The organism is Burkholderia sp. 9120 (genome assembly GCF_000745015.1).
Taxonomy (GTDB): Bacteria; Pseudomonadota; Gammaproteobacteria; order Burkholderiales; family Burkholderiaceae; genus Paraburkholderia.
Genome location: NZ_JQNA01000001.1, coordinates 461,686 through 480,967, shown reverse-complemented (window position 1 = coordinate 480,967; position 19,282 = coordinate 461,686). Strand labels below are relative to the sequence as shown.

Here is a 19,282-nt window from a genome sequence, read left to right as displayed (position 1 = left end):
AGCGACGTGACCACCCCCGCCGATTCATCCGCCGACCGCCTCGTTCTCGAGGCGGTCGGCGTTTCTTTATCTGCACGGCCGTTGTCATTGCCACTGCCGCTGCCGGGCGACGCGCGGATTGCGATCGCCTTTAGCGGCGGCGTGGACTCGAGCGTGCTGCTCGACGCTGCGATACGAGTGGCCGGTGCGTCGCGTTGTATCGCGCTGCATGTGCATCATGGTTTGAGCGCCCATGCCGACGCGTGGCTCGCGCACTGCGAAGCGTTCGCGCGCGAACGCGGCGTTGAATTCGATGCGCGTCGGGTCGAGATATCGCGCGACGCGGGTGTCGGTGTCGAAGCCGCCGCGCGCGACGCGCGTTATCGCGCGCTGGATGCGATGTGCGCGGCACACGGCGTTCAGACGTTGTGGCTCGCGCAACACGCGGACGATCAGGCGGAAACGGTGTTGCTGCAGTTGCTGCGTGGCGCGGGTCTCGCTGGGTTAGCGGCGATGGCGCCCGAGTACACGCCTTCAGGCGCGGCAGCGGTGCGGGTGCGGCCGCTGCTTCATCTGCTGCGCGCGCAACTCGAGCAGTACGCGAGCGCACGCGCGTTGCGCTGGATCGACGACGAGTCCAATGCGGATACCCGCTACGCGCGCAATGCCTTGCGTCACGAGGTGACGCCCGCGCTGGCCGTTCACTTCCCCGGCTTCCGCGACGCGCTCGCACGCACGGCGGCGCATGCGGCGTCGGCGCAGCGCCTGCTCGACGATCTCGCGCGCGTCGATATGGACACGATCTCGCGCGATGAAGGCCACGCGTTGTCGCACGACGCGCTGCTCGCGCTCGACGACGATCGCGCGCTCAATCTGCTGCGTTACTGGATGCGCACGCTGGGCTTCGTCGCGGCATCGACGGCGCGACTCGGCGATGCATTGCGTCAATTGCGCGAAGTCGGGATCGCGGACGACGGTCATCGCTTACGGATCGATCACGCGGGGCAGGCGTTGCGCAGTTATCGCGGGCTCGTGTATTGGGAGGCGGGCGATAGTCGCGAGCCCGCCGACGAGACAGCGCTCGTCGCGCGTGAGGTGAGTGAGTTGGTGTGGCAGGGCGAGTCGATCTGGCGTTTGCCGCAATGGCGCGGGACGTTTGTGTTTGCGGTGGTGGAGCAGGGCGGGATTGAAGCGCCTCGACATCCACACGAAGGCGATTCCGCACCCGGCCCGCGCGACGGCGTTTCTGAAGAGTCCCACAGCCAATCCGATTTCGACGCTCAAGCACCCGCACCCGCCTACGAGCCCGACACGATCCCTCTCAGCGTATTGAAACGTGCGCTACTGACCGCCCGCTCCCGCAGCGGTGGCGAACGCATGCGGGTGAATGCGTCGCCCAACGCGCCGAGCCGCACCCTGAAAAACCTCTTCCAGGAACGCGGCATTCCGGCATGGAAGCGTGACGTGCCCTTGCTCTACCTCGGCGACGACCTGCTGTTCGTGCCCTTGCTCGGCGTCAACCGCGCGACGCTTGCGGATCCCGGCAACGCGACCGAACTCCGCATTCGCATCAGTTGGCGCGAAGATCTGACGATCGCCTGACCGACCGGTCGGACAACCCGGTTATCCAACCGGTGAATCGCGCGCACACGCCAATCCGCCCCGGACAAGCCTTTGCAGCCGCTATTCGACGCCTTTCCACGGCCTCTCCGGCTTGTCTTTTTGCGCTCGATCGGGTACGTTAACCTGTTTGCCCGGCCCGCTTTTGCCGTCGCTTGTGTCGGTTTTCCGATCGTGATCCGAAATTCCCGGTAAGCCATTAGCGATCAATCACGGGCAAATCCGCGCGTGCTGCACGCGCGCTGCATCTACGCCGCCACACACTTCGCCGCCGTTCACGAGACGTTGCGCCCCTGTGCTTTTGTGCGGTCGTCTCCAGCGCGCCAGCGCGGTTTCTCCTTCAGTTCAGAACGACAATGGCACTCATCGTACATAAATACGGCGGCACCTCGATGGGCTCGGTCGAGCGCATCAAGAACGTCGCCAAGCGCGTCGCGAAATGGCATAAGGCCGGCCACAAGATGGTGGTCGTGCCGTCGGCAATGTCCGGCGAAACCAACCGCCTGCTCGGTCTCGCGAAAGAAATCACCACGCAGCCGAGCCCGCGCGAACTCGACATGATCGCCGCCACCGGCGAGCAGGTCAGCTCGGGCCTGTTGGCCATCGCGCTGCAGGAAGCCGGCGTCGACGCGGTCAGCTATGCCGGCTGGCAAGTGCCGGTCAAAACGGATAGCGCGTTCACGAAAGCGCGCATCATGGAGATCGACGGCGAGCGCGTGCTGCGCGATCTCGAAGCAGGCAAGGTGGTGGTGATCACCGGCTTCCAGGGTATCGACCCGGACGGCAATATCACCACGCTCGGCCGCGGCGGTTCGGATACGTCGGCGGTTGCGGTCGCGGCTGCGTTGAAGGCCGACGAGTGCCTGATCTACACGGACGTCGACGGTGTCTACACGACCGACCCGCGCGTGGTCGAAGAGGCGCGCCGGCTCGATCGCGTGACGTTCGAGGAAATGCTGGAAATGGCCAGCCTGGGTTCGAAGGTGCTGCAGATCCGTTCGGTGGAATTCGCCGGCAAATATCAGGTCAAGACGCGCGTGCTGTCGAGCCTGACCGATCCGCTCATCCCGCTCGACGCCGAAATGAAGTCGGGCACCCTGATTACTTTTGAAGAAGACGAGACCATGGAAAAAGCAGTCATCTCGGGCATCGCGTTTCAGCGCGACGAAGCTCGTATCGCCGTGATGGGTGTGCCCGACAAGCCGGGTATCGCGTATCAGATTCTCGGCCCGGTGGCGGACGCGAATATCGACGTCGACATGATCATCCAGAACCAGAGCGTCGAAGGCAAAACGGCCTTCACGTTCACCGTGGGCCGCGGCGACTATCAGCGCGCCATGGACATCCTCACGACCCAGGTGAAGGGTCACGTGCAGGCTGAGCAGGTGCTGGGCGATCTGAAGGTGTCGAAGGTCTCGGTGGTCGGCGTCGGCATGCGTTCGCATGTGGGCATTGCGAGCACGATGTTCCGCACGCTGTCGGAAGAGGGCATCAACATCCAGATGATCTCGACCTCCGAAATCAAGATTTCGGTGCTGATCGACGAGAAGTATATGGAGCTCGCCGTGCGCGCGCTGCATAAGGCATTCGAACTGGATCAGGCGTAATCTGCTGAAAAACGGGGCGCTGAGAAGCGCCCCGTTTGCTTTGCGCGGCCAATGTGAACAGATCAAGTCGCCGATGACGAAATTGGCACAAAAAATGTTCGCCAGACATTGACCTTCCCGGATCGGCCCGCTATTATCTTGGCTTCGTTGCGCTGACTCCCTGCGCAACCGAAAGTTTGGGAGACGTGGCCGAGAGGTCGAAGGCACTCCCCTGCTAAGGGAGCATCTGGGCCAAAACCTGGATCGAGGGTTCGAATCCCTCCGTCTCCGCCAGAAGTGGTAGAGAGAACCCCGCAGAGTCTAGGCTCTGCGGGGTTTTTGTTTTGTGCGGTCTACATGCGGCCATCCAATGCAGCGGTTTCCTGCAGAGCTCGTTCGTACAGGCCGACTGTTTCCCGCTTGACGCTCAAATCGCGTGCGAAGACGGCGCCGTCCGTGCAGCCTGCATGGCTGCGTTCGACGAGCCAACACACTTCCCCGAGACCGCTACCGTGAGGTTCGTCGCGTCGGGTAATCGATCTGGGGATCCCGGAGATACTTGTCGTAGCCCGAAGCCCGATCAGGGCAGATGCGGTCCGGCTTGCGCAGTAGTCGACCACGCGCACCGCGAGACGGCGGGATGACGTCGACGCACCACGATGCCGTCATATCGAAATCTCACCGTGCAGCAAATCACTCTGCCGGAAGGCTGCTTCCGGATGATTTGATTGACGCTGCTTTCGCCGACCTGGTTTTCGATAATGGATCGACGGTCGAAATTCCTGCCGTGACGTGCGGCAAGACAAATTGCTCAAGCTGCCCAAGGCTCAATTCCGGTGAAATCCGCGACCCGTTGTCGGATAGTGCCGACGTCGCAGCGAGACGCCGGCCACGATCTCTGGGGTTCGATCCGCCAAAAGCTTGAAAGAATCCGCCATGGCGGTCGATCTTGCGACGGGCGCACTAGGATAAGTTCTCCAACCGCGATCAAGCTCGGGTAGGCAAGATGAGCGAAATTTCCGTACTCGTGCTGACAAGAAACCAGGAGCAACGGCTGCCTGAGTGTCTTGAAACGATTGTCGAATGGTGCGACGACATCCACGTCTTCGATTCGTCGAGCACGGACCGAACTGTCGCGTTCGCCCAATTGGTCGGTGCTAAAGTAACTTCGAGACGATTCGATGATTGGCCCGCTCGCCGGGAATGGGGCCTGCGTGACATCAATTTCAAACATGACTGGGTGTTGTGCGTGAACGCCGATGAGCGGGTCTCGTCGGCGCTTGCTGCGGAAATTCTCCGCGCCGTTCGTTCGGCGGGAGATGTCGTTGCGTTTCAAATCGGACGACGTGCGTACGTGCGAAAAAGCTGGTCCAGACGTATGCCACATTGCCGTAATCCAGTACGCTTGTTCAAGCCGCAATACGTCCACTATGAACATCTCCTCCAACCGGCGACCCATGTAAATGGACGCATCGCATACCTAACGGAATACCTCGATCCTCATCACTCCAGCAACCGGGCAAAGCACTGGTTTTCCCCGAGTACGTGGTTCGATCGCGAGGAACGTGCCATTGAACCGCCTGGCCATTGACGGGCCACGCGCAGGCCGAAATGACGCTCATGAGAAGCCTTCCTGGGGCGCCGCCGCCGAGGAAGCGCTCTTCCTCATATGGTAAGATGGTCACTTAAACGCAAAGCGACTCTGGTCCCATTTTTTGCAAGAATATCTGTCAAGGACTTCTGACTGATACTCCGATAAAAGATCCAGATCCTGCGGGAAAAATAGGCTCTGTCTGTCCCGTCCCTTTAGCCGTATTGGCCCTAATCCGGGCAATTCAACTCGCGGCAATTCATTGGGATATCTGCACGGATCGCACGCTTTACCAGTGCGGGCCGATGTCGTTTTGCACTGTCTTTTAACTCAATCGATAGCAGCATAGTTCGATCACCGCATGCGCTTCGCAGCGAGCATGTGGATTTTCTACGTTTAAGATGAAATCAATACGTATTACTAAGCAATCGGGTTCGCGGAACGATGTAGAGCAGTCGCAGCACAAAACAGAAACGCAACTTCCGCGTGAGAATTGGTTAGGCCGTCGCGGATTCTTGCAAGCATTGGCAGCGGGCGCCGGAAGCATGCTGATGGCGGGTTGTGGAGGCGGTTCTTCTTCCTCGCCGGCCAATACCGCTGCGGTTCAGAACAGAGCCCGCAAGCCGAAATCGAGTGCCACCCCCGCTGCCACCCCAGCTGCATCCAACGGGTCGATGACCTGGGGCGTGAATGGACACTGGAGCGAAGGCGGGAGTTATAACACCGCCCTCTCGACGCAGGTTGCGACGCTCAAGGACCTCGGCTTCACTCACTATCGGCAGGGAATCTTCGAACTGGCGCACGCCCAGACCATTGCAAACAACATCCCGAACATGTCCGGGATCGCTGTGTTGCCTACTATCGTTGGAAATTCGCCGCTTCAGTACGCCGACGAAACTGCGGCATACAACGACAACTTCACCCTTGGCGCGGGCGTGGCAAAGCTCCTGGCAGGCAAAGTTCCTTACTATGAACTGGGCGGCGAATTCGACGCGCTCTGCAACGTAACCTACGACGGCAGCACGATCGACCAGTATGACCAGACGGCGTTCATTCTGTGCCGGGGCGCGCTGCGCGGGTTGATCGATGGCATCAAAACGGTCGACGCGAAAACGCCGATCATGTGCGCTGCAACCGCAGGCTGGTTGCACACTGCATTTTCTATCGCGCTATGGTTCGGGCAGCAACCCGACGGAACGAGTGGTCATCCAACCGTCCGCTGGGACGTCACGATGTATCACTGGTACTCGGACATGGGCGACATCACCAACGCCAACGGGACCACCAACGTTCTGGCGACGTTACGCGACACGTTCGGCAAACCCATCTGGATCACCGAGTTCGGATCGAGGCCAGATACGGAAGCCAACGTTCAGGCGTTCATTACGAACGATACTGTCGGGATGCCGATGTTCTCCAAAAACCTCGCGGAGTACAACATTATCGGCGTCTCGTGGTTCGAACTGTATGATTCGCCGAGCGATCCCGGATATGGCCTGCTGAGCAACCCGTCGAGTGCCAAACCCCGGTACAACACAATGAAGACTTACATCGCGAGTCAAAACGCGTAGATTTTCGCGTGGGTCAATCCTCAGTCGTTTGACTGAGGATTTTCCATCTGAAGTGTGACGTCATTCGTCATCCAAGAGAAAATCGTGACTTATATGGAAACCTAATTTTATTACCGTCACAACGCGTTCTTTTTTGTACGTGTAGCCTTATTACTCAAAGCAATAATATCGCTGAAGACGCAAAAAGCGAAGTCCCGCCAAAACGTATAGTCCTGCCTTCTTTCCATGTGACGAACTAAAACGTATCGACCTGGAGGCTCCATGACGCCAACCTCATCCGAGGCGCTCGCACCGACGGCTTGTCCCCGAGAAAGCGCGCTCTGCGTGCAGCGTTCGAACGTGGTGAAGCAAGTTGGTATCATTTTGTACGAAGGATTTTCGTTGCTCTCCGCGGGTACGCTTGCCGAAGCTCTGCAAGCCGCTAATGACCTGCAATCAAAAAGTTCTGATCAATCACTTACGTATCGCGTGAACCTCGTCTCGCCTCGTGGCGGGGCGGTTTTGTGCTCGTCGTCAATGTCGGTCTGGACAGAGCATTTGGCCGCGCGTCACGTCGATTCTCTCGACATCCTCTTTATTCCCGGCGGAAGCGGTGTCGCGCGCGCTTCAGCCGACGATAACCTCATCGACCTGCTGCGACTGGTTTGTGCGAGAAGCGTTCGCGTGGCTGCGATCGGAAACGGCCATATGGTTTTATCGGCTGCCGGCGTGACGCGGCGCGACTGGCCTTCCCTGAAGCAGGATATTCACCTCAAGTCTTCATCCGCAAGTGCGCCGGAGCACGATCGCGATCAGGCCTTGATGACCTCGCTCGCACTGCTCAAGACGGATCTGGGCCTGGAGTTCGCCGTGCGCGTGGCGGATCGTCTCGGTTCGGGCGGTCACCACTCGCTGGCCCCCGCGTTCGAAGAGACAGATGCAAAGACGCTCACCGAAAAGGCGCATGCGTCGGCGCGCTGGCTCGCCGAGAACTGCACAAATTCCCTCTCGGTGGGTGACGCGGCGCGGAGATCGTCGATGAGCGAGCGTAATTTTCTGCGCCTGTTCAAACGGGAGATTGGCGTCACACCTTCAAAGTACCTCCTTCGCGCGCGGATCGACCTGACGTGCAAAATGCTCGCGAATAGCGATCTTCCGGTGGACAAGATTGCTCGTAGAACCGGCCTTAGTAACGGAGAGAGGCTTTCGAAGCTTTTCCGTAAAGAGCTCTCAATGTCTCCTACCGAGTTTCGGGCACGAAGTCGACGAAAAAGTTGACACGTGAAGGTCGGCTGCTCGACTGCATTGGACCGGGCTTCGACGGCATGACGAGATCCGCGGCACCCGCAAGCCGTGGCTGGTCATGCATTTCCGCACGCCACGTGAGAAGCTTTGCCGCGTCCGCAATGATTTGCCGGCTCTGTTTGAGTCCGAGATTGCCCGGGTAGAGGGCGGCCAATGCCTCGTTGCCAAATTAGCCATTTTCATGGCGCTATCCCCGCGGTAGTACCAGGAAGATCGAGTCTGCGTTGGACGCGGGAATAGACGACCCATACCGTCTGATTCCGGCAGTGGCGTTCACTCCGTGGCCTCGTTGCAGCCACACTCGTCAGCGCGTCGTATTTGGGTCGCGCGTTCGGTTGTCGATTCCAGGATCGCAGATCTGCTTGCCCGATCGGACAAATGCTTGTCGAGCCGCGCCTGGATAAGGTCGGCGAGCCGGCCTGTCTGATCACATGTCTTCAGGTGTGCGGGTGCGCGGGAGACCTGAAGCCGGGCTCTTCTCACTCGCGATGGGCGAAGGCCGACAACTTCTTGCCGATTTCCGTCTCGACCGAATTCATCAGGGTGCTGCGCTTATATTCCTTTCACGTTGGCGAGAATCAGATTCGCCACGCGCGATCGCGTGAGCACGCTCTGCTAACCCATCAATGAACCGTCGATGGTGGCTATGACGAAGACTTCGTACAACGATTCCCTGGACGCCGACACGGTTTATCTGGCGGACTATGCCCGGACCTTGCAAAGGAGCTGGCGCCTTATCGTCATGGTCACGCTGATCGTCGTCGGCATCGGGGTCCTGTATGCGGTGCTTCAGTCGCCCGTGTATCGCGCCGATTCGCTGATTCAGATCGAGACCGGCGACACGAACCCGACTGACACCGAATCACTGGGGCGGCTCTCGGCGATCTTCGATAGCAAGGTAAAGGGTGACGCCGATGCCGAGATGGAATTGATTCGCTCACGTCTGGTTGTGAGTGAGGCGGTGAAGAAGTTGCATCTGGATATCACCGCGCATCCCTACTATGTTCCGGTGATCGGCCCGATGCTGGCAAGCCTCGAGAGACAAAGCGAAGGGCAGAATTCGCTCCTGGGGCGTCTGGGATTTCGGCCACATCCACGTTCGATCACGGTGACGCGTTTCGATGTTCCGGAAGACCTTCTGAACAAGGAGTTTTCGATCGAGGCCGGCCCCGATTCGACGTTTTCGTTGTTTGACCCTGGTGGCAATCTGGTGGGCAACGGCAGGGCAGGCGAAGAAACGACAGTTCGTCTTGCATCGGGCGACGTCCATCTGCTCGTCTCCGGGCTGGTCGGCGCGAATGGCGACCGCTTTGTCGTTCGGGCGCAATCCATGTGGAGAACCATCGAAGCGCTTCAGAAGGCGCTCGCCATCTCGGAGAGGAAGAACCAATCGGGAATGATCGGTGTATCGCTCGAGGGCCACGATCCGAAGCACGTCGCGGAAGTGTTGAACACGATCGCTCAGCAATACGTGCAGCAGCATGTTGCTTATCGTTCGTCGCAGGCGGAGCAATCGCTGTCGTTCCTCGATGCACAGTTGCCTACGCTTCGAGCAAAGATGGAGCAGGCCGAGTTGCAATACAACGCGTTCCGAAACAAAATCGGATCGGTAGATCTCGACCTGGAAAGTCGCACGCTGCTGACGCAGATTGTCGAGATCGAAAGCACGATGAGGGTACTTCAGCAGCAACGCGATGATCTTGTCGTGCGCTATAAGGACGGATTTCCGCTACTCACCTCTATCGACGCGAAAATTGCCTCGGCGAAGAAGGAGCACGACGCGCTTGTCCGGCGGGTGCAGTCCTTACCCGACAGCGAACGTGTCGCGTTGGGCCTGGCGCGCGATGTCCGCGTCAATACCGAGCTGTACACGAACCTGCTCAATAACGCCCAGCAACTTAGTGTGGTCAAAGCCGGAAGCGTGGGCAACGCGAGAATCGTGGACCGCGCAATGGTTCCGGACAGTCCGGTAAAGCCGCGTCCGGCGGTCATCGTCGCGATGTGCGCAATTCTGGGTCCCGTACTCGGAGCAGGACTCGCTCTGCTTCGACGCGGTCTGTCTCCGGGGCTCGAGAGATCGACCCAGATACAACAGGCATTTGGCATCGGTGTTGTCGCGGTTATCCCTCATAGCAATAAGCAGGCGCATCTGGAGGGCGAGTCGAGAAGCAGGACCAATGAAAAACGGGTGCTGGCGCTTGACTCACCGACCGACGCCGCCATCGAGGGAATTCGAGGCGTGCGTACCGCGATGGAAGCAAGCAAGGTCGTTGGCCTCAACAATATCTCGATGGTTACGAGTTCCAGTGGACGTGCAGGGAAATCCTTCCTCGCTGTCAACCTCGCGACCGTCCTCGCCGTCGGCGGCAAGCGTGTGCTTCTCATCGACGGTGACATGCGCAATGGAAGAATTCACGCCTGCTTCAACGTGCCGGAAGGCCCGGGCTTCTCTGACCTTTTGCAAGGCGGCTCACTCGGCGACGCATTGCGGCGTGACGTGGTGACGGGACTCGATCTCATTCCTCGTGGCACGCAGACCCTCTATGCAGCCGACCTGCTGATGGGGCCACGTCTGGGAGAGATCCTTTCCGCTGCAGGCGATAGATACGATCTTGTCGTCATTGACTCCCCGCCGATTCTGGCCGTTACGGATTCGACGATTATTGGCAAACATTGCGACACGACAATGGTCGCCGTTCGCCACGGCAAGCATCCCGCGGCCGAGGTGTCGGAAGCGCTGAGTCGCCTGGCGACGGGCGGCGTAGAAGTGACAGGCATTCTTTTCACGGACGTTCCGTCCGGGACGCTGGGATATGGGCCGAAAGACGGCAAATTGCAGGCCAACGGGACCTGAGCGACGTCGAGTCCTTTCCGGCGCCGGATCGGCCCCGGCAACGCTTTCCCTAAATCGTGGAGATGGGTATGTCGAAAAGAGTTGCGTTGATAACCGGCGTTACCGGACAGGACGGCTCCTATCTTGCCGGGTTCCTGCTCGACAAGGGATACGACGTTCACGGAATCAAGCGACGCACCTCGTTGTTCAACACCGATCGCATCGATCACCTCTATCAGGACGAACATGATGCCGCGGCGCGGCGGCTGCATCTTCATCACGGGGATATGACCGATTCGTCCAGCATTTTGCGGATCATTCAGCGCGTGAAGCCGGACGAGATCTATAACCTCGCGGCGCAAAGTCACGTGGCTGTGTCTTTCGAAGAACCCGAGTACACCGCCAACGCCGACGCGCTAGGCGCTTTGCGAATCCTGGAAGCGATGCGGATTCTGGGCCTGGCAGAGACGACACGTTTTTATCAGGCTTCGACGTCGGAATTGTATGGTCTGGTCCAGACCGTGCCCCAGAACGAGAAAACGCCTTTCTACCCGAGAAGTCCGTATGCCGTGGCGAAGCTGTACGCCTACTGGATAACGGTCAATTATCGCGAAGCGTACGGCATGTACGCCTGCAACGGCATTCTGTTCAACCACGAATCGCCTGTCCGGGGCGAAACCTTCGTCACGCGGAAGATCACGCGAGCCATTTCCCGTATCGCGCTCGGCTTGCAGGACTGTCTTTATCTGGGAAATATGGGAGCGTGCCGGGACTGGGGGCACGCGCGCGACTATGTCGAGATGCAATGGCTGATGCTTCAGCAGGAGCAGCCTGAAGACTTCGTGATCGCGACCGGGGTTCAGTACAGTGTGCGTGATTTCGTGCAGTGCGCGGCGGATCAGTTGGGAATCACGCTAGGATTTCAGGGAACAGGGGTAGACGAAGTGGCGGTGGTGGAGCGGGTGAGTAACAAGGAGCTCAGACTGGCGCCTGGCGACATCGTGGTTCGCGTGGATCCCGGTTATTACCGGCCGACCGAAGTGGAGACACTGCTCGGCGACCCTTCAAAGGCTCACGAGAAGCTCGGCTGGGCGCCGACAACCTCATTTCATTCGTTGGTCAAAGAAATGGTCATGGCAGATTTTCAGGTTGCGAAGCGTGATGCGCTCATTACGCTCGCCGGGTTCCGCGCTTTCGCTCACAACGAATAGCCAGACTATCCCTGGGATCGGAATCCGACATGCTCACACTGATCAGACTCCTCGTCATGAGTATTCCGATGTACACCATCGGAAGATTCACGGACGGTGGCGCCTATGTGAATGTGACGCAGTTGCTGATGGTTCTGGTCGTCGTAGCAGGGACGATTAAAGTACTCCATACCGGCCACTGGATTCCGGCGTTCGACCTGTCGACCAATGTGTTCCTGTTTGTTTTCGTTATAAGCGTTGTCGAAGGCATGATCGCAAGCCCGTTCGGCGCTCAATCTCTTTCAAAGGGACTGGTTCAATTCGCCGGGATTCTGACGGCGCTGATGCTGGCAGCTTTCGTATCGATGGAATTGTCGCGCCGTCCCGAGGTGTTGGTATCCCTGGCGAGATGCGCCGCGATTTCGTTTGGACTATTCGCGGTTGTCGCGATCGCGCAGTTCATCGTCTGGAACACCACGCCGTTCCAAACTTTCCTGACATTCGGTTTTCTCGACGATATCGCGGGCGGCGAGATATGGAGAGGTGGGGGAATGATAGGGCCGCTCTTTCGAGCGAGCGCCTGGGCGACGGAGCCTGCGCACTTTACGCGTTATCTCGGCTTCGCGTTGAGCCTCGCGCTCGTGCGAAGCGGGTGTCTGGGCATCCGTTTCAAAAACGTACTCAAGAACATCATCCCCCTGTGGGCTGCTTTATCGATCGTTGCGGCATACGCCGTGGCGATTTCGCTCCTCGGACTGATACAGGTCTGTATGACACTCGTTCTGCTGGTTCCATTTACGCGACGGGTTCGTGCAAAAGCGCTCCTGATCGGCGTCTCCATGGTAGCGATCGCAGGGATGACGATGTTCCTGTTCGTCGTATTCGCAGGGCCGCCGTTTACTGCAAAGATCGCTTCTATTAGTTTGCTGTGGAACCCGGATTCAGTCGAAAAAACGATCGACACCGAGGAAATCAGCATGCTGGCCGTTAGCTGGAACCTCAAGGTCGCCATCGACAACATGCACGCGAGCCCTTTGCTGGGTGGTGGACTTGGATCTCACGCGTTTGCGTACGAAATCTACGTGCCCGAAGTCGTCTATCGCCATCCGAACCTGTACGGCCTTAATTCCGTCGACGCCGCGGGTCTCGGGGCAAGGCTGCTATCGGAGACCGGATGGATTGGACTAGTGAGTCTCACCGGGCTCTTTCTCAGCGTGGTGCTGGCAGCAAGGACCGCGGCTCTCGCACGCCTGGAACGGCTGGAAGGCGGTATGTCAGACCCTGTTCCGCTGCTTCAACTCTGCTTTGGCGTGTCCCTGCTAACCGTATTCCTCATGTATTTCTTACGGGCTGGCCAGTACTTCGATCCGCTGCTTTATGTATTGCTCGGCATCGTGGCGTCAGCCTCCGTGAAGCATGTCGCTCGCGTCACGCAGCGTCAGTTTCCGCACATGTTGCCTTCAGAGGTGCGTCGCTGATGAATCAGACACGCGATAACCCGCTCATCACAATCGTCATTGCGACCTTGAATAGCGCGGACGTTCTGCGCCGTTCGATCGAGAGCGTTGCCGCCCAGTCGTACCGCAACGTGGAACTTCTCGTTGTCGATGGCGGCTCCGTCGACGGCACGCTGGACGTGATACGCGACATGAGCGACATCGTGTCGACGGCCATAAGCGAACCCGATGAGGGCATTTACGACGCGTGGAACAAAGGACTGCGACTAGCTCATGGAGACTGGATCTGCTTTCTAGGCGCGGACGATTTACTCCTTGAGGACGCGTTCGAGAACTACATCAGGTTCATCCGGGATCATCGTGATCCACCTCTGTTGTTCATTTCGTCGCTAGCCGAACTGGTTCCCGAGTCGGGCAAGACACGCGTCGTAGGCAACGCGTGGTCGTGGCCCGCCTTCTCGAGAAAAATGGATATCGTCCATGTGGGTGCCTTGCATCATCGTGACCTGTTCACCCAGTACGGGGTATTCGATACCCGATACCGGATATGCGGCGACTACGACTTGCTGTTGCGTGCGCGCAATGCCCTGCCGGCGGCCTTTATTCCTCAGGTCACCGTTCGATTGGCGGCGGGTGGTGTCAGCCGACGTGACGTCGGCGTATTCCTCGAAACGTATCGCGCAAAGGTTGAATCGGGCGGCCGGCTAAAAGTCGCCGCGCGTGTGGAACGTTTCCTCGCGCATTTGAAATGGCGCGTGAGAAGGGTTCGGGAAGGGGTGTCATGAAATAGAGGCGCCGGATAAATCGGCAATCCTGTTGCGAACGATGGCGGTCAGACTGAATGCGAGCGTGGTGTGGCGGCATACCGCTTGGTCAGCAGGAGCGCTGCCGGTCCATGATCCATGAGTGTCGCATTCCTGTCGCACGGAGCTGATCACGCATGAATACCGAGCGGATCATTCTCGTCAATATGACGAGCCTGTTTCAAGGCGGACCCAAGATGGTGGGGCTTGGCCTACTGGACGGAATTTCGAGTCCACAGTGCAGGCACTATCACTGGATTCTGTTGCTGCCGTCCGGAGTAGGGTTCGAGGAACGGGTGCGGGCGTCGAGCCTGCAAGCGGAAAATGTAGAGTACGCGTTCGTCAATTATCCCACGAAGCGTTTGAGATTCGTCACCAAGCTGTTCTTCGATCATCTGTACGTTCCCTACGTTTGCAGCAGGCGGAAAGTCGACACCTTATTCATGACGGCGAACTTCGCCTCGCTTTTTGTCCTCGGTCGCAAACAGATCGTATTGCAACATAACCCGCACTATCTCGAGGACGGTCCGACGGAACGTTTCGAAGGAGCGTCTCTCCGGTTCCTGCTCGAGCGTGCCCTGTTTCGTGCCACCACGCTTTTACGCGCGCGCTATGTCGTTCAATTAGGCTGCATCAAGGAGCGACTGGCAAGTCGATACCCGGTCGTTCCCGAGAACATCTCCATCATCACCATGGTGCCTGTCCGCTCGGAGGCTTCGGCGGCGGACGTGCAGCAGGCGCGGGAGAAAGTCGCGCGCGAACTGGCGCGCAGTGAGCCGCCGTCGCTCAATCTTTTCTTTCCGGCGAAATTTCACTGGAACAAGAACCACCAGCTTCTGGTGCCGCTTGCGAAGGCGCTCAAGGATCGCGGCCTGTCCGTCCGATTTTTCGTCACGCTCGAACACGACTGCGACTTTCTCAAACAGGTCGAGGCGGCCGGTCTCGACACGTCGATCTGCAATCTTGGATATATCGATCATCGGGTGATCGGTTCGCTGTATTCGATGTTCGATGGACTTTTCTTCCCGACGTATTCGGAGAGCTTCGGTTTTCCCTATGTTGAAGCGATCAACGCACTCGTTCCGATCATCACGACGGACTTCGACTTCTCGAGGGAGGTTTGCGGGGATGCCGCGCTCTATTTCACGCAGAACGATGTCGTGGGTGCCGTGCACGCGATAGATCGACTGGGGACACCGGACGTGAAACAAGGACTTGCCGACAACGCGAGGAACAGAAGGCGAATGTTCTCTCACGACTGGCATGACGTGATTGACTCAATCTTCTTAGGAAGCAATGATGAAAATTCTCTTCAATGCACTCGTATTGGGTAAGCGGCCTGCCGGCTATACGACGGTCATCCGGGAATACCTTCGGGCCTTGAACGAGGGCGACGGCGGTGGAGGGCGAGATGTCAAACTATATGTGCTGATACAGCGTCCCGCGCTGCAAAACGTCGATCCCGACCACGAACTCGAAAAAAATGGCCTTATACATTTCATCACTTTTCCGAAGCTTAGTACGCCTATCAGGGTGTTACTGGAACAAGTGGCCACGAACTTCTTCGCGCTGAAGCATCGCTGCGACCTGATCCATTGTCCCGCGACGCTGGGGACCGTTTTCCCGTTGAAACCCCAACTGTTGTTCTTTCATACGTCGACGACATTCATGCTGCCGAGGCGCATGCATGGACGAGGGGCCGTTGCGACAAAGCTAACGAACTGGATTATCCGGCGCTCCGCTGTGTCATCGAGGCAGGTCGCCGTGACGACGAGAACAACGGGAAGCGAACTGGAACAATACGTCGGTTCCACATTGCCCTTGACCGTCGTGGGTTGCGGCGTGTCGACCCTGTCCGACCAGGAGTCGGAAGTATCGCCCGCTGTGGCGGAAATCGGGCGAACGCCGTTCATTCTTTATGTGTCGAGTTTCTACAGACTTAAGAATCAGAAGCTCCTTATCGAGACCGCCGCCCGGTTGAAAGGAATGCAAGTCGTTCTCGCAGGTTCACCGGCGCAGTCAGACTACTTTGACGAGTGCGCAGAATTGATCAAGCGTCTGGATGCGCCGGTGCACATCGTCGGCACAATCAATGATGCAACGCTCGCGTATCTCTATCAGAAGTGCAAGGTTTATGTGTGTCCGTCCTTGTTCGAAGGCTTTGCGCTGACGCCACTCGAGGCCCTAAGGTTCGACAAACCTGTCCTGCTGGCGCGCTCAAGTGTTCTGACCGAGGTGTACGGGGCCGGCTTCAGATATTTCGATAGCAACTCGCCCGTCGAACTTGTCGACGCAATCGAGTCTGTCGACGACGCCTACCGCGAGTTCTGTACGCGCCATCCCGTGCTTCAGAAATATGACTGGAAGACGTTCGCACAGGCGAATCTGCGGCTTTATGACCGGGTCGTTCAAAGAGATGACGCTGCCACGGCCGGAACCTTGTTGTGATTGGAAGCGGGTCGAATCGCGTTCGATACGCAATAGAAGCCTGGATCATCGTGATCGGTGTCGTGTTTGCAACGCCCGGCGTTGCAACCGACAATCCGAATCTCGCGCAGAAATCAATCGATGTCGACGTATCCAGACCATTCGACGCCTTGCGGCAGGACGAAATGGGGCGCATGCGCAGTTACTTTCAATCCGCATCGTGGGAGTACCCCATCCCGCGAATAACATCGGAGAAACTAAAACTCATTGGGCTTCGCGGTGTCCGGTTGATCAACGTGGAGAGCAATAGAGCCGTGCGCTCGGTGAGGGCCGACGGCACGCTTTCGTTCGACTTCAGCGTGCTGTTACCGGCGCTGGCTGACTGCAGACGATACAGGTTGATCCCACACATCGTGGTCGGCCAGAGAATGCAGGACCGCCTTGCGATACGAGGGAAGCTCGCCGATTACGGCATTGCCGACCGGCGGGCGTACGAGGACTATGCGTTCGCGTTGATGAAGTTCGTTGTCGAGGACCAGGGCTTGTCGAACGCAGATTTTGAAGTGGCGAACGAACCCGACACGAATGGCGCAGCGTGGCTCCTGGAAGGCGCGCATGCGAGCGGGGCGCCGGAAATGTACGACGCGTATCTGGCGCTCTACGAGACATGGGCGAAGGCCGCCGATCGGCTCACCCGAGCGTTTCCAGACGCACATATCAGGCTGGGCGGCCCGGCGTTGACACCGTTCACGCTTCACTACGGCGAACTCGAATGGGCTCGCCAGTTCATCGCGGACGTCGCGCGACGACGACTTCGGCTGGATTTTTTCTCCGTGCATCTTTATGGCGATCAGCAGGCGTTGCGGGGCGCGCCGCCGAACAGCCCCTATCCGAGCCTGGCGGACGGATTGGCCCATTACAGACGTCTGCTGAAGGAAAGTGGTCTTGCGCGTGTTCCGCTCTATGTGACCGAATGGGGTGCATGCTCCGATACCGGTGACAGCCCTTGCGGGGCGACCAACGCAGACGAAGCCGGCGCGGCCTGGGCCGCCAGATTCGTCATTGAAATGGCGGGTGATGGAGTCGATGAGGGGATAGCGCTCGTACTGCGCGATCACCTTACGGAAGACGGCACGCGAGACAATCTTTCGTGGCCCGCCTTTCTGCTGGCGGACGGCCAAACCCCGAAAGCGTTGTACAACGTGGCTCGGCTCTTCAGGCGAATGGGGGACCGGCGATGGGCCGCGTCAGGGGGGGATGATGCCACGACTGTTCTTGCAAGCAGTTCAGGGTCGCGCGTCACCGTCATGGTGGTCAACCAGCAGTGGGATTTCAGTCGATCCGTCGACGAAGCTACCCCTACCCGGCTCAGCGTGACTGTGCGCCCCTGGCATTCGCGAAGTGATCGGGTCAATTTCGTCCGGTATGTGATCGACCGTAATCATAGCAACGTGTACCGCAGTCGGCAGCCCGGTGCTCGGGGCGTCAAGGCGGAACTGCAATCCGCGGAACAGGGAATAGCGAAGGTGGTCAACGGCGCGTTGCATCTTCCCAGTGTGATCGCGGAGCCGTCCTCGATCACTTATTGGGAGATTACGGACTACCAGCGCCGCTAGCCTCGAGTCGGCATTCCGGGCACTGTGTGAATCTGTCAGGCACTGGCAAACCCCGTATGCTGCAGGTTTTTCTCGAAGTCGGCGTAAGTTGCGGCGATACCGTCTCTCAAGGAAATCGTGGGCGACCAGCCCAGATCGGCCAGCTTCGATACGTCGAGCAACTTTCTCGGCGTCCCATCGGGTTTCGACAAGTCGAATTTCAGTGGTCGGGAAAAGCCGACGACATCGCAAACCAATCGGGCAAGGTCAGCAATCGCTATGTCCTTTCCATATCCGACATTAAACACGTCTTCCGACGGGTCGATATTCAACAGGGCGAGTACCGCGGATGCCAGATCGTCGACATGAAGGAATTCCCGTCTCGGCGATCCAGAACCCCATACGGACATCGATTCGAGTCCGTTCAGCTTTGCCTCGTGGGCCTTGCGGATGAGGGCGGCGAGCACATGGCCGCCTTGCAGATCATAGTTGTCGTTCGGGCCATAGAGATTTGTGGGCATGACGGATATGAAGCGGGTTCCGTACTGCTGGTTATACGTTTCACAAAGCTTGAGGCCTGCGATCTTTGAGATGGCATAGGCTTCGTTGGTTTGTTCGAAACCGCTCGTGAGCAGGTATTCCTCTTTGATCGGTTGAGGGCAAAACTTGGGGTAGATGCACGATGAACCGAAGAAGACCAACTTCTGCACGCCGCTCTTGAATGCGGCATGAATTACATTAGTTTCGATGACGAGGTTCTCGTAGAGAAACGAGGCCGGCAGCGTCGAGTTGGCGTGAATTCCCCCCACCTTGGCGGCGGCCAGCAGGACGACGTCGATATTCTCACGGGCAAAGAACGCCATCACGGCGCGCTGGTCCAGCAGGTCCAGAGACTGTCTCGATGCGGTGATTACGTGGTGATATCCGCAACTGGAAAGGCGCCGTAACAGGGCCGAGCCGACCATGCCTCGATGCCCGGCAACAAAGATTCGGGAGCTTTCTTTCATGACAGTGCTCAATAGTCGATAGAGAAGCGTCGGTCGGAAGGTGGGCTGCCACCAGGGCTAAACAGAAAAGGAGCGAAGACGCGTGCGGTTTTCCAGCTTAGTCATGCCTACGACTCATTCGACGTTCATGGCGGACGCTGCCAAGATATTGGCGCGACGCACGGGCGCCTCCGTGCGGCCGTCCTGCAGGATGTGAAGGTGGTCCGGTCGTGACGTGGCCAGTTGAAAGCCGCATCAGCCAACCTCATGCCATATTCGGCCATCCCGTCGTGTGACCGTCGAATCGATCCTATTCTTTGTGGACGCGTGAAAGAGGTCCGCGGGCCATCTTCTGCCGTA

The 19,282-nt window shown here is 58.4% G+C and carries 13 protein-coding genes and 1 tRNA gene; 13 read left to right on the top strand and 1 reads right to left on the bottom strand.

The genetic code is table 11. The features are described 5' to 3' along the window. Positions 1-6 precede the first annotated feature (6 nt). The 13 genes from tilS (at position 7) to FA94_RS02000 (ending at position 17,957) form a co-directional block, all read left to right on the top strand. Entirely contained in the window at positions 7-1,581 is a 1,575-nt protein-coding gene (gene tilS / locus FA94_RS02065; protein ID WP_035546303.1) for a tRNA lysidine(34) synthetase TilS, read from the top strand. 374 nt (positions 1,582-1,955) lie between these two features. Then, a complete protein-coding gene (locus tag FA94_RS02060; protein WP_035546301.1) occupies positions 1,956-3,206 on the top strand; it encodes an aspartate kinase in 1,251 nt (416 codons plus the stop codon). Between the two features lie 179 nt (positions 3,207-3,385). Next, a tRNA-Ser gene (locus FA94_RS02055) sits at positions 3,386-3,479 on the top strand. Between the two features lie 712 nt (positions 3,480-4,191). Continuing rightward, complete coding sequence (locus FA94_RS37690) at positions 4,192-4,776, top strand: glycosyltransferase (protein WP_081935642.1); 585 nt, start codon at positions 4,192-4,194, stop codon at positions 4,774-4,776. Between the two features lie 401 nt (positions 4,777-5,177). Beyond that, on the top strand, positions 5,178-6,347 hold the full coding sequence (locus FA94_RS02050) for a glycosyl hydrolase (RefSeq protein ID WP_081935641.1): 1,170 nt from the start codon (positions 5,178-5,180) through the stop codon (positions 6,345-6,347). 261 nt (positions 6,348-6,608) lie between these two features. Beyond that, complete coding sequence (locus FA94_RS02045; protein WP_035546297.1) at positions 6,609-7,604, top strand: GlxA family transcriptional regulator; 996 nt, start codon at positions 6,609-6,611, stop codon at positions 7,602-7,604. Positions 7,605-8,277: 673 nt separating this feature from the next. Continuing rightward, entirely contained in the window at positions 8,278-10,485 is a 2,208-nt protein-coding gene (locus tag FA94_RS02035; RefSeq protein WP_197070168.1) for a GNVR domain-containing protein, read from the top strand. A 68-nt stretch (positions 10,486-10,553) separates the two neighbouring features. Further along, complete coding sequence (gmd, locus tag FA94_RS02030; protein ID WP_035546294.1) at positions 10,554-11,675, top strand: GDP-mannose 4,6-dehydratase; 1,122 nt, start codon at positions 10,554-10,556, stop codon at positions 11,673-11,675. Positions 11,676-11,704: 29 nt separating this feature from the next. After that, positions 11,705-13,132 (top strand): hypothetical protein, encoded by a 1,428-nt coding sequence (locus tag FA94_RS39025; protein WP_051980290.1) that lies wholly within the window; start codon positions 11,705-11,707, stop codon positions 13,130-13,132. Continuing rightward, positions 13,132-13,896 (top strand): glycosyltransferase family 2 protein, encoded by a 765-nt coding sequence (locus FA94_RS02015; RefSeq protein ID WP_035546289.1) that lies wholly within the window; start codon positions 13,132-13,134, stop codon positions 13,894-13,896. Before FA94_RS39025 ends, FA94_RS02015 begins: the two co-directional genes overlap by 1 nt. 155 nt (positions 13,897-14,051) lie before the next feature. Beyond that, positions 14,052-15,248, top strand: coding sequence for a glycosyltransferase (locus FA94_RS02010; RefSeq protein ID WP_035546287.1), 1,197 nt, complete (start codon positions 14,052-14,054; stop codon positions 15,246-15,248). Continuing rightward, positions 15,211-16,362: a glycosyltransferase gene (locus FA94_RS02005; protein WP_081935638.1), complete on the top strand. Its 1,152-nt coding sequence runs from the start codon at positions 15,211-15,213 to the stop codon at positions 16,360-16,362. The genes FA94_RS02010 and FA94_RS02005 overlap by 38 nt, the downstream gene beginning before the upstream one ends. Before the next feature lie 50 nt (positions 16,363-16,412). Further along, positions 16,413-17,957, top strand: a complete 1,545-nt coding sequence (locus tag FA94_RS02000; RefSeq protein WP_156126491.1) for a GH39 family glycosyl hydrolase — start codon at positions 16,413-16,415, stop codon at positions 17,955-17,957. Positions 17,958-17,992: 35 nt separating this feature from the next. On the opposite strand, the gene FA94_RS01995 is transcribed toward FA94_RS02000, so the two are convergent. Next, complete coding sequence (locus FA94_RS01995) at positions 17,993-18,943, bottom strand: GDP-L-fucose synthase family protein (protein WP_035546284.1); 951 nt, start codon at positions 18,941-18,943, stop codon at positions 17,993-17,995. Positions 18,944-19,282: the final 339 nt, after the last annotated feature.

Coding starts and splice junctions, on each gene's coding strand:
- FA94_RS02060 (WP_035546301.1), top strand. CDS start 1,956: ATGGCACTCATCGTACATAAATACGGCGGCACCTCGATGGGCTCGGTC.
- FA94_RS37690 (WP_081935642.1), top strand. CDS start 4,192: ATGAGCGAAATTTCCGTACTCGTGCTGACAAGAAACCAGGAGCAACGG.
- FA94_RS02050 (WP_081935641.1), top strand. CDS start 5,178: ATGAAATCAATACGTATTACTAAGCAATCGGGTTCGCGGAACGATGTA.
- FA94_RS02045 (WP_035546297.1), top strand. CDS start 6,609: ATGACGCCAACCTCATCCGAGGCGCTCGCACCGACGGCTTGTCCCCGA.
- FA94_RS02035 (WP_197070168.1), top strand. CDS start 8,278: ATGACGAAGACTTCGTACAACGATTCCCTGGACGCCGACACGGTTTAT.
- gmd (WP_035546294.1), top strand. CDS start 10,554: ATGTCGAAAAGAGTTGCGTTGATAACCGGCGTTACCGGACAGGACGGC.
- FA94_RS39025 (WP_051980290.1), top strand. CDS start 11,705: ATGCTCACACTGATCAGACTCCTCGTCATGAGTATTCCGATGTACACC.
- FA94_RS02015 (WP_035546289.1), top strand. CDS start 13,132: ATGAATCAGACACGCGATAACCCGCTCATCACAATCGTCATTGCGACC.
- FA94_RS02010 (WP_035546287.1), top strand. CDS start 14,052: ATGAATACCGAGCGGATCATTCTCGTCAATATGACGAGCCTGTTTCAA.
- FA94_RS02005 (WP_081935638.1), top strand. CDS start 15,211: ATGATGAAAATTCTCTTCAATGCACTCGTATTGGGTAAGCGGCCTGCC.
- FA94_RS01995 (WP_035546284.1), bottom strand. CDS start 18,943: ATGAAAGAAAGCTCCCGAATCTTTGTTGCCGGGCATCGAGGCATGGTC.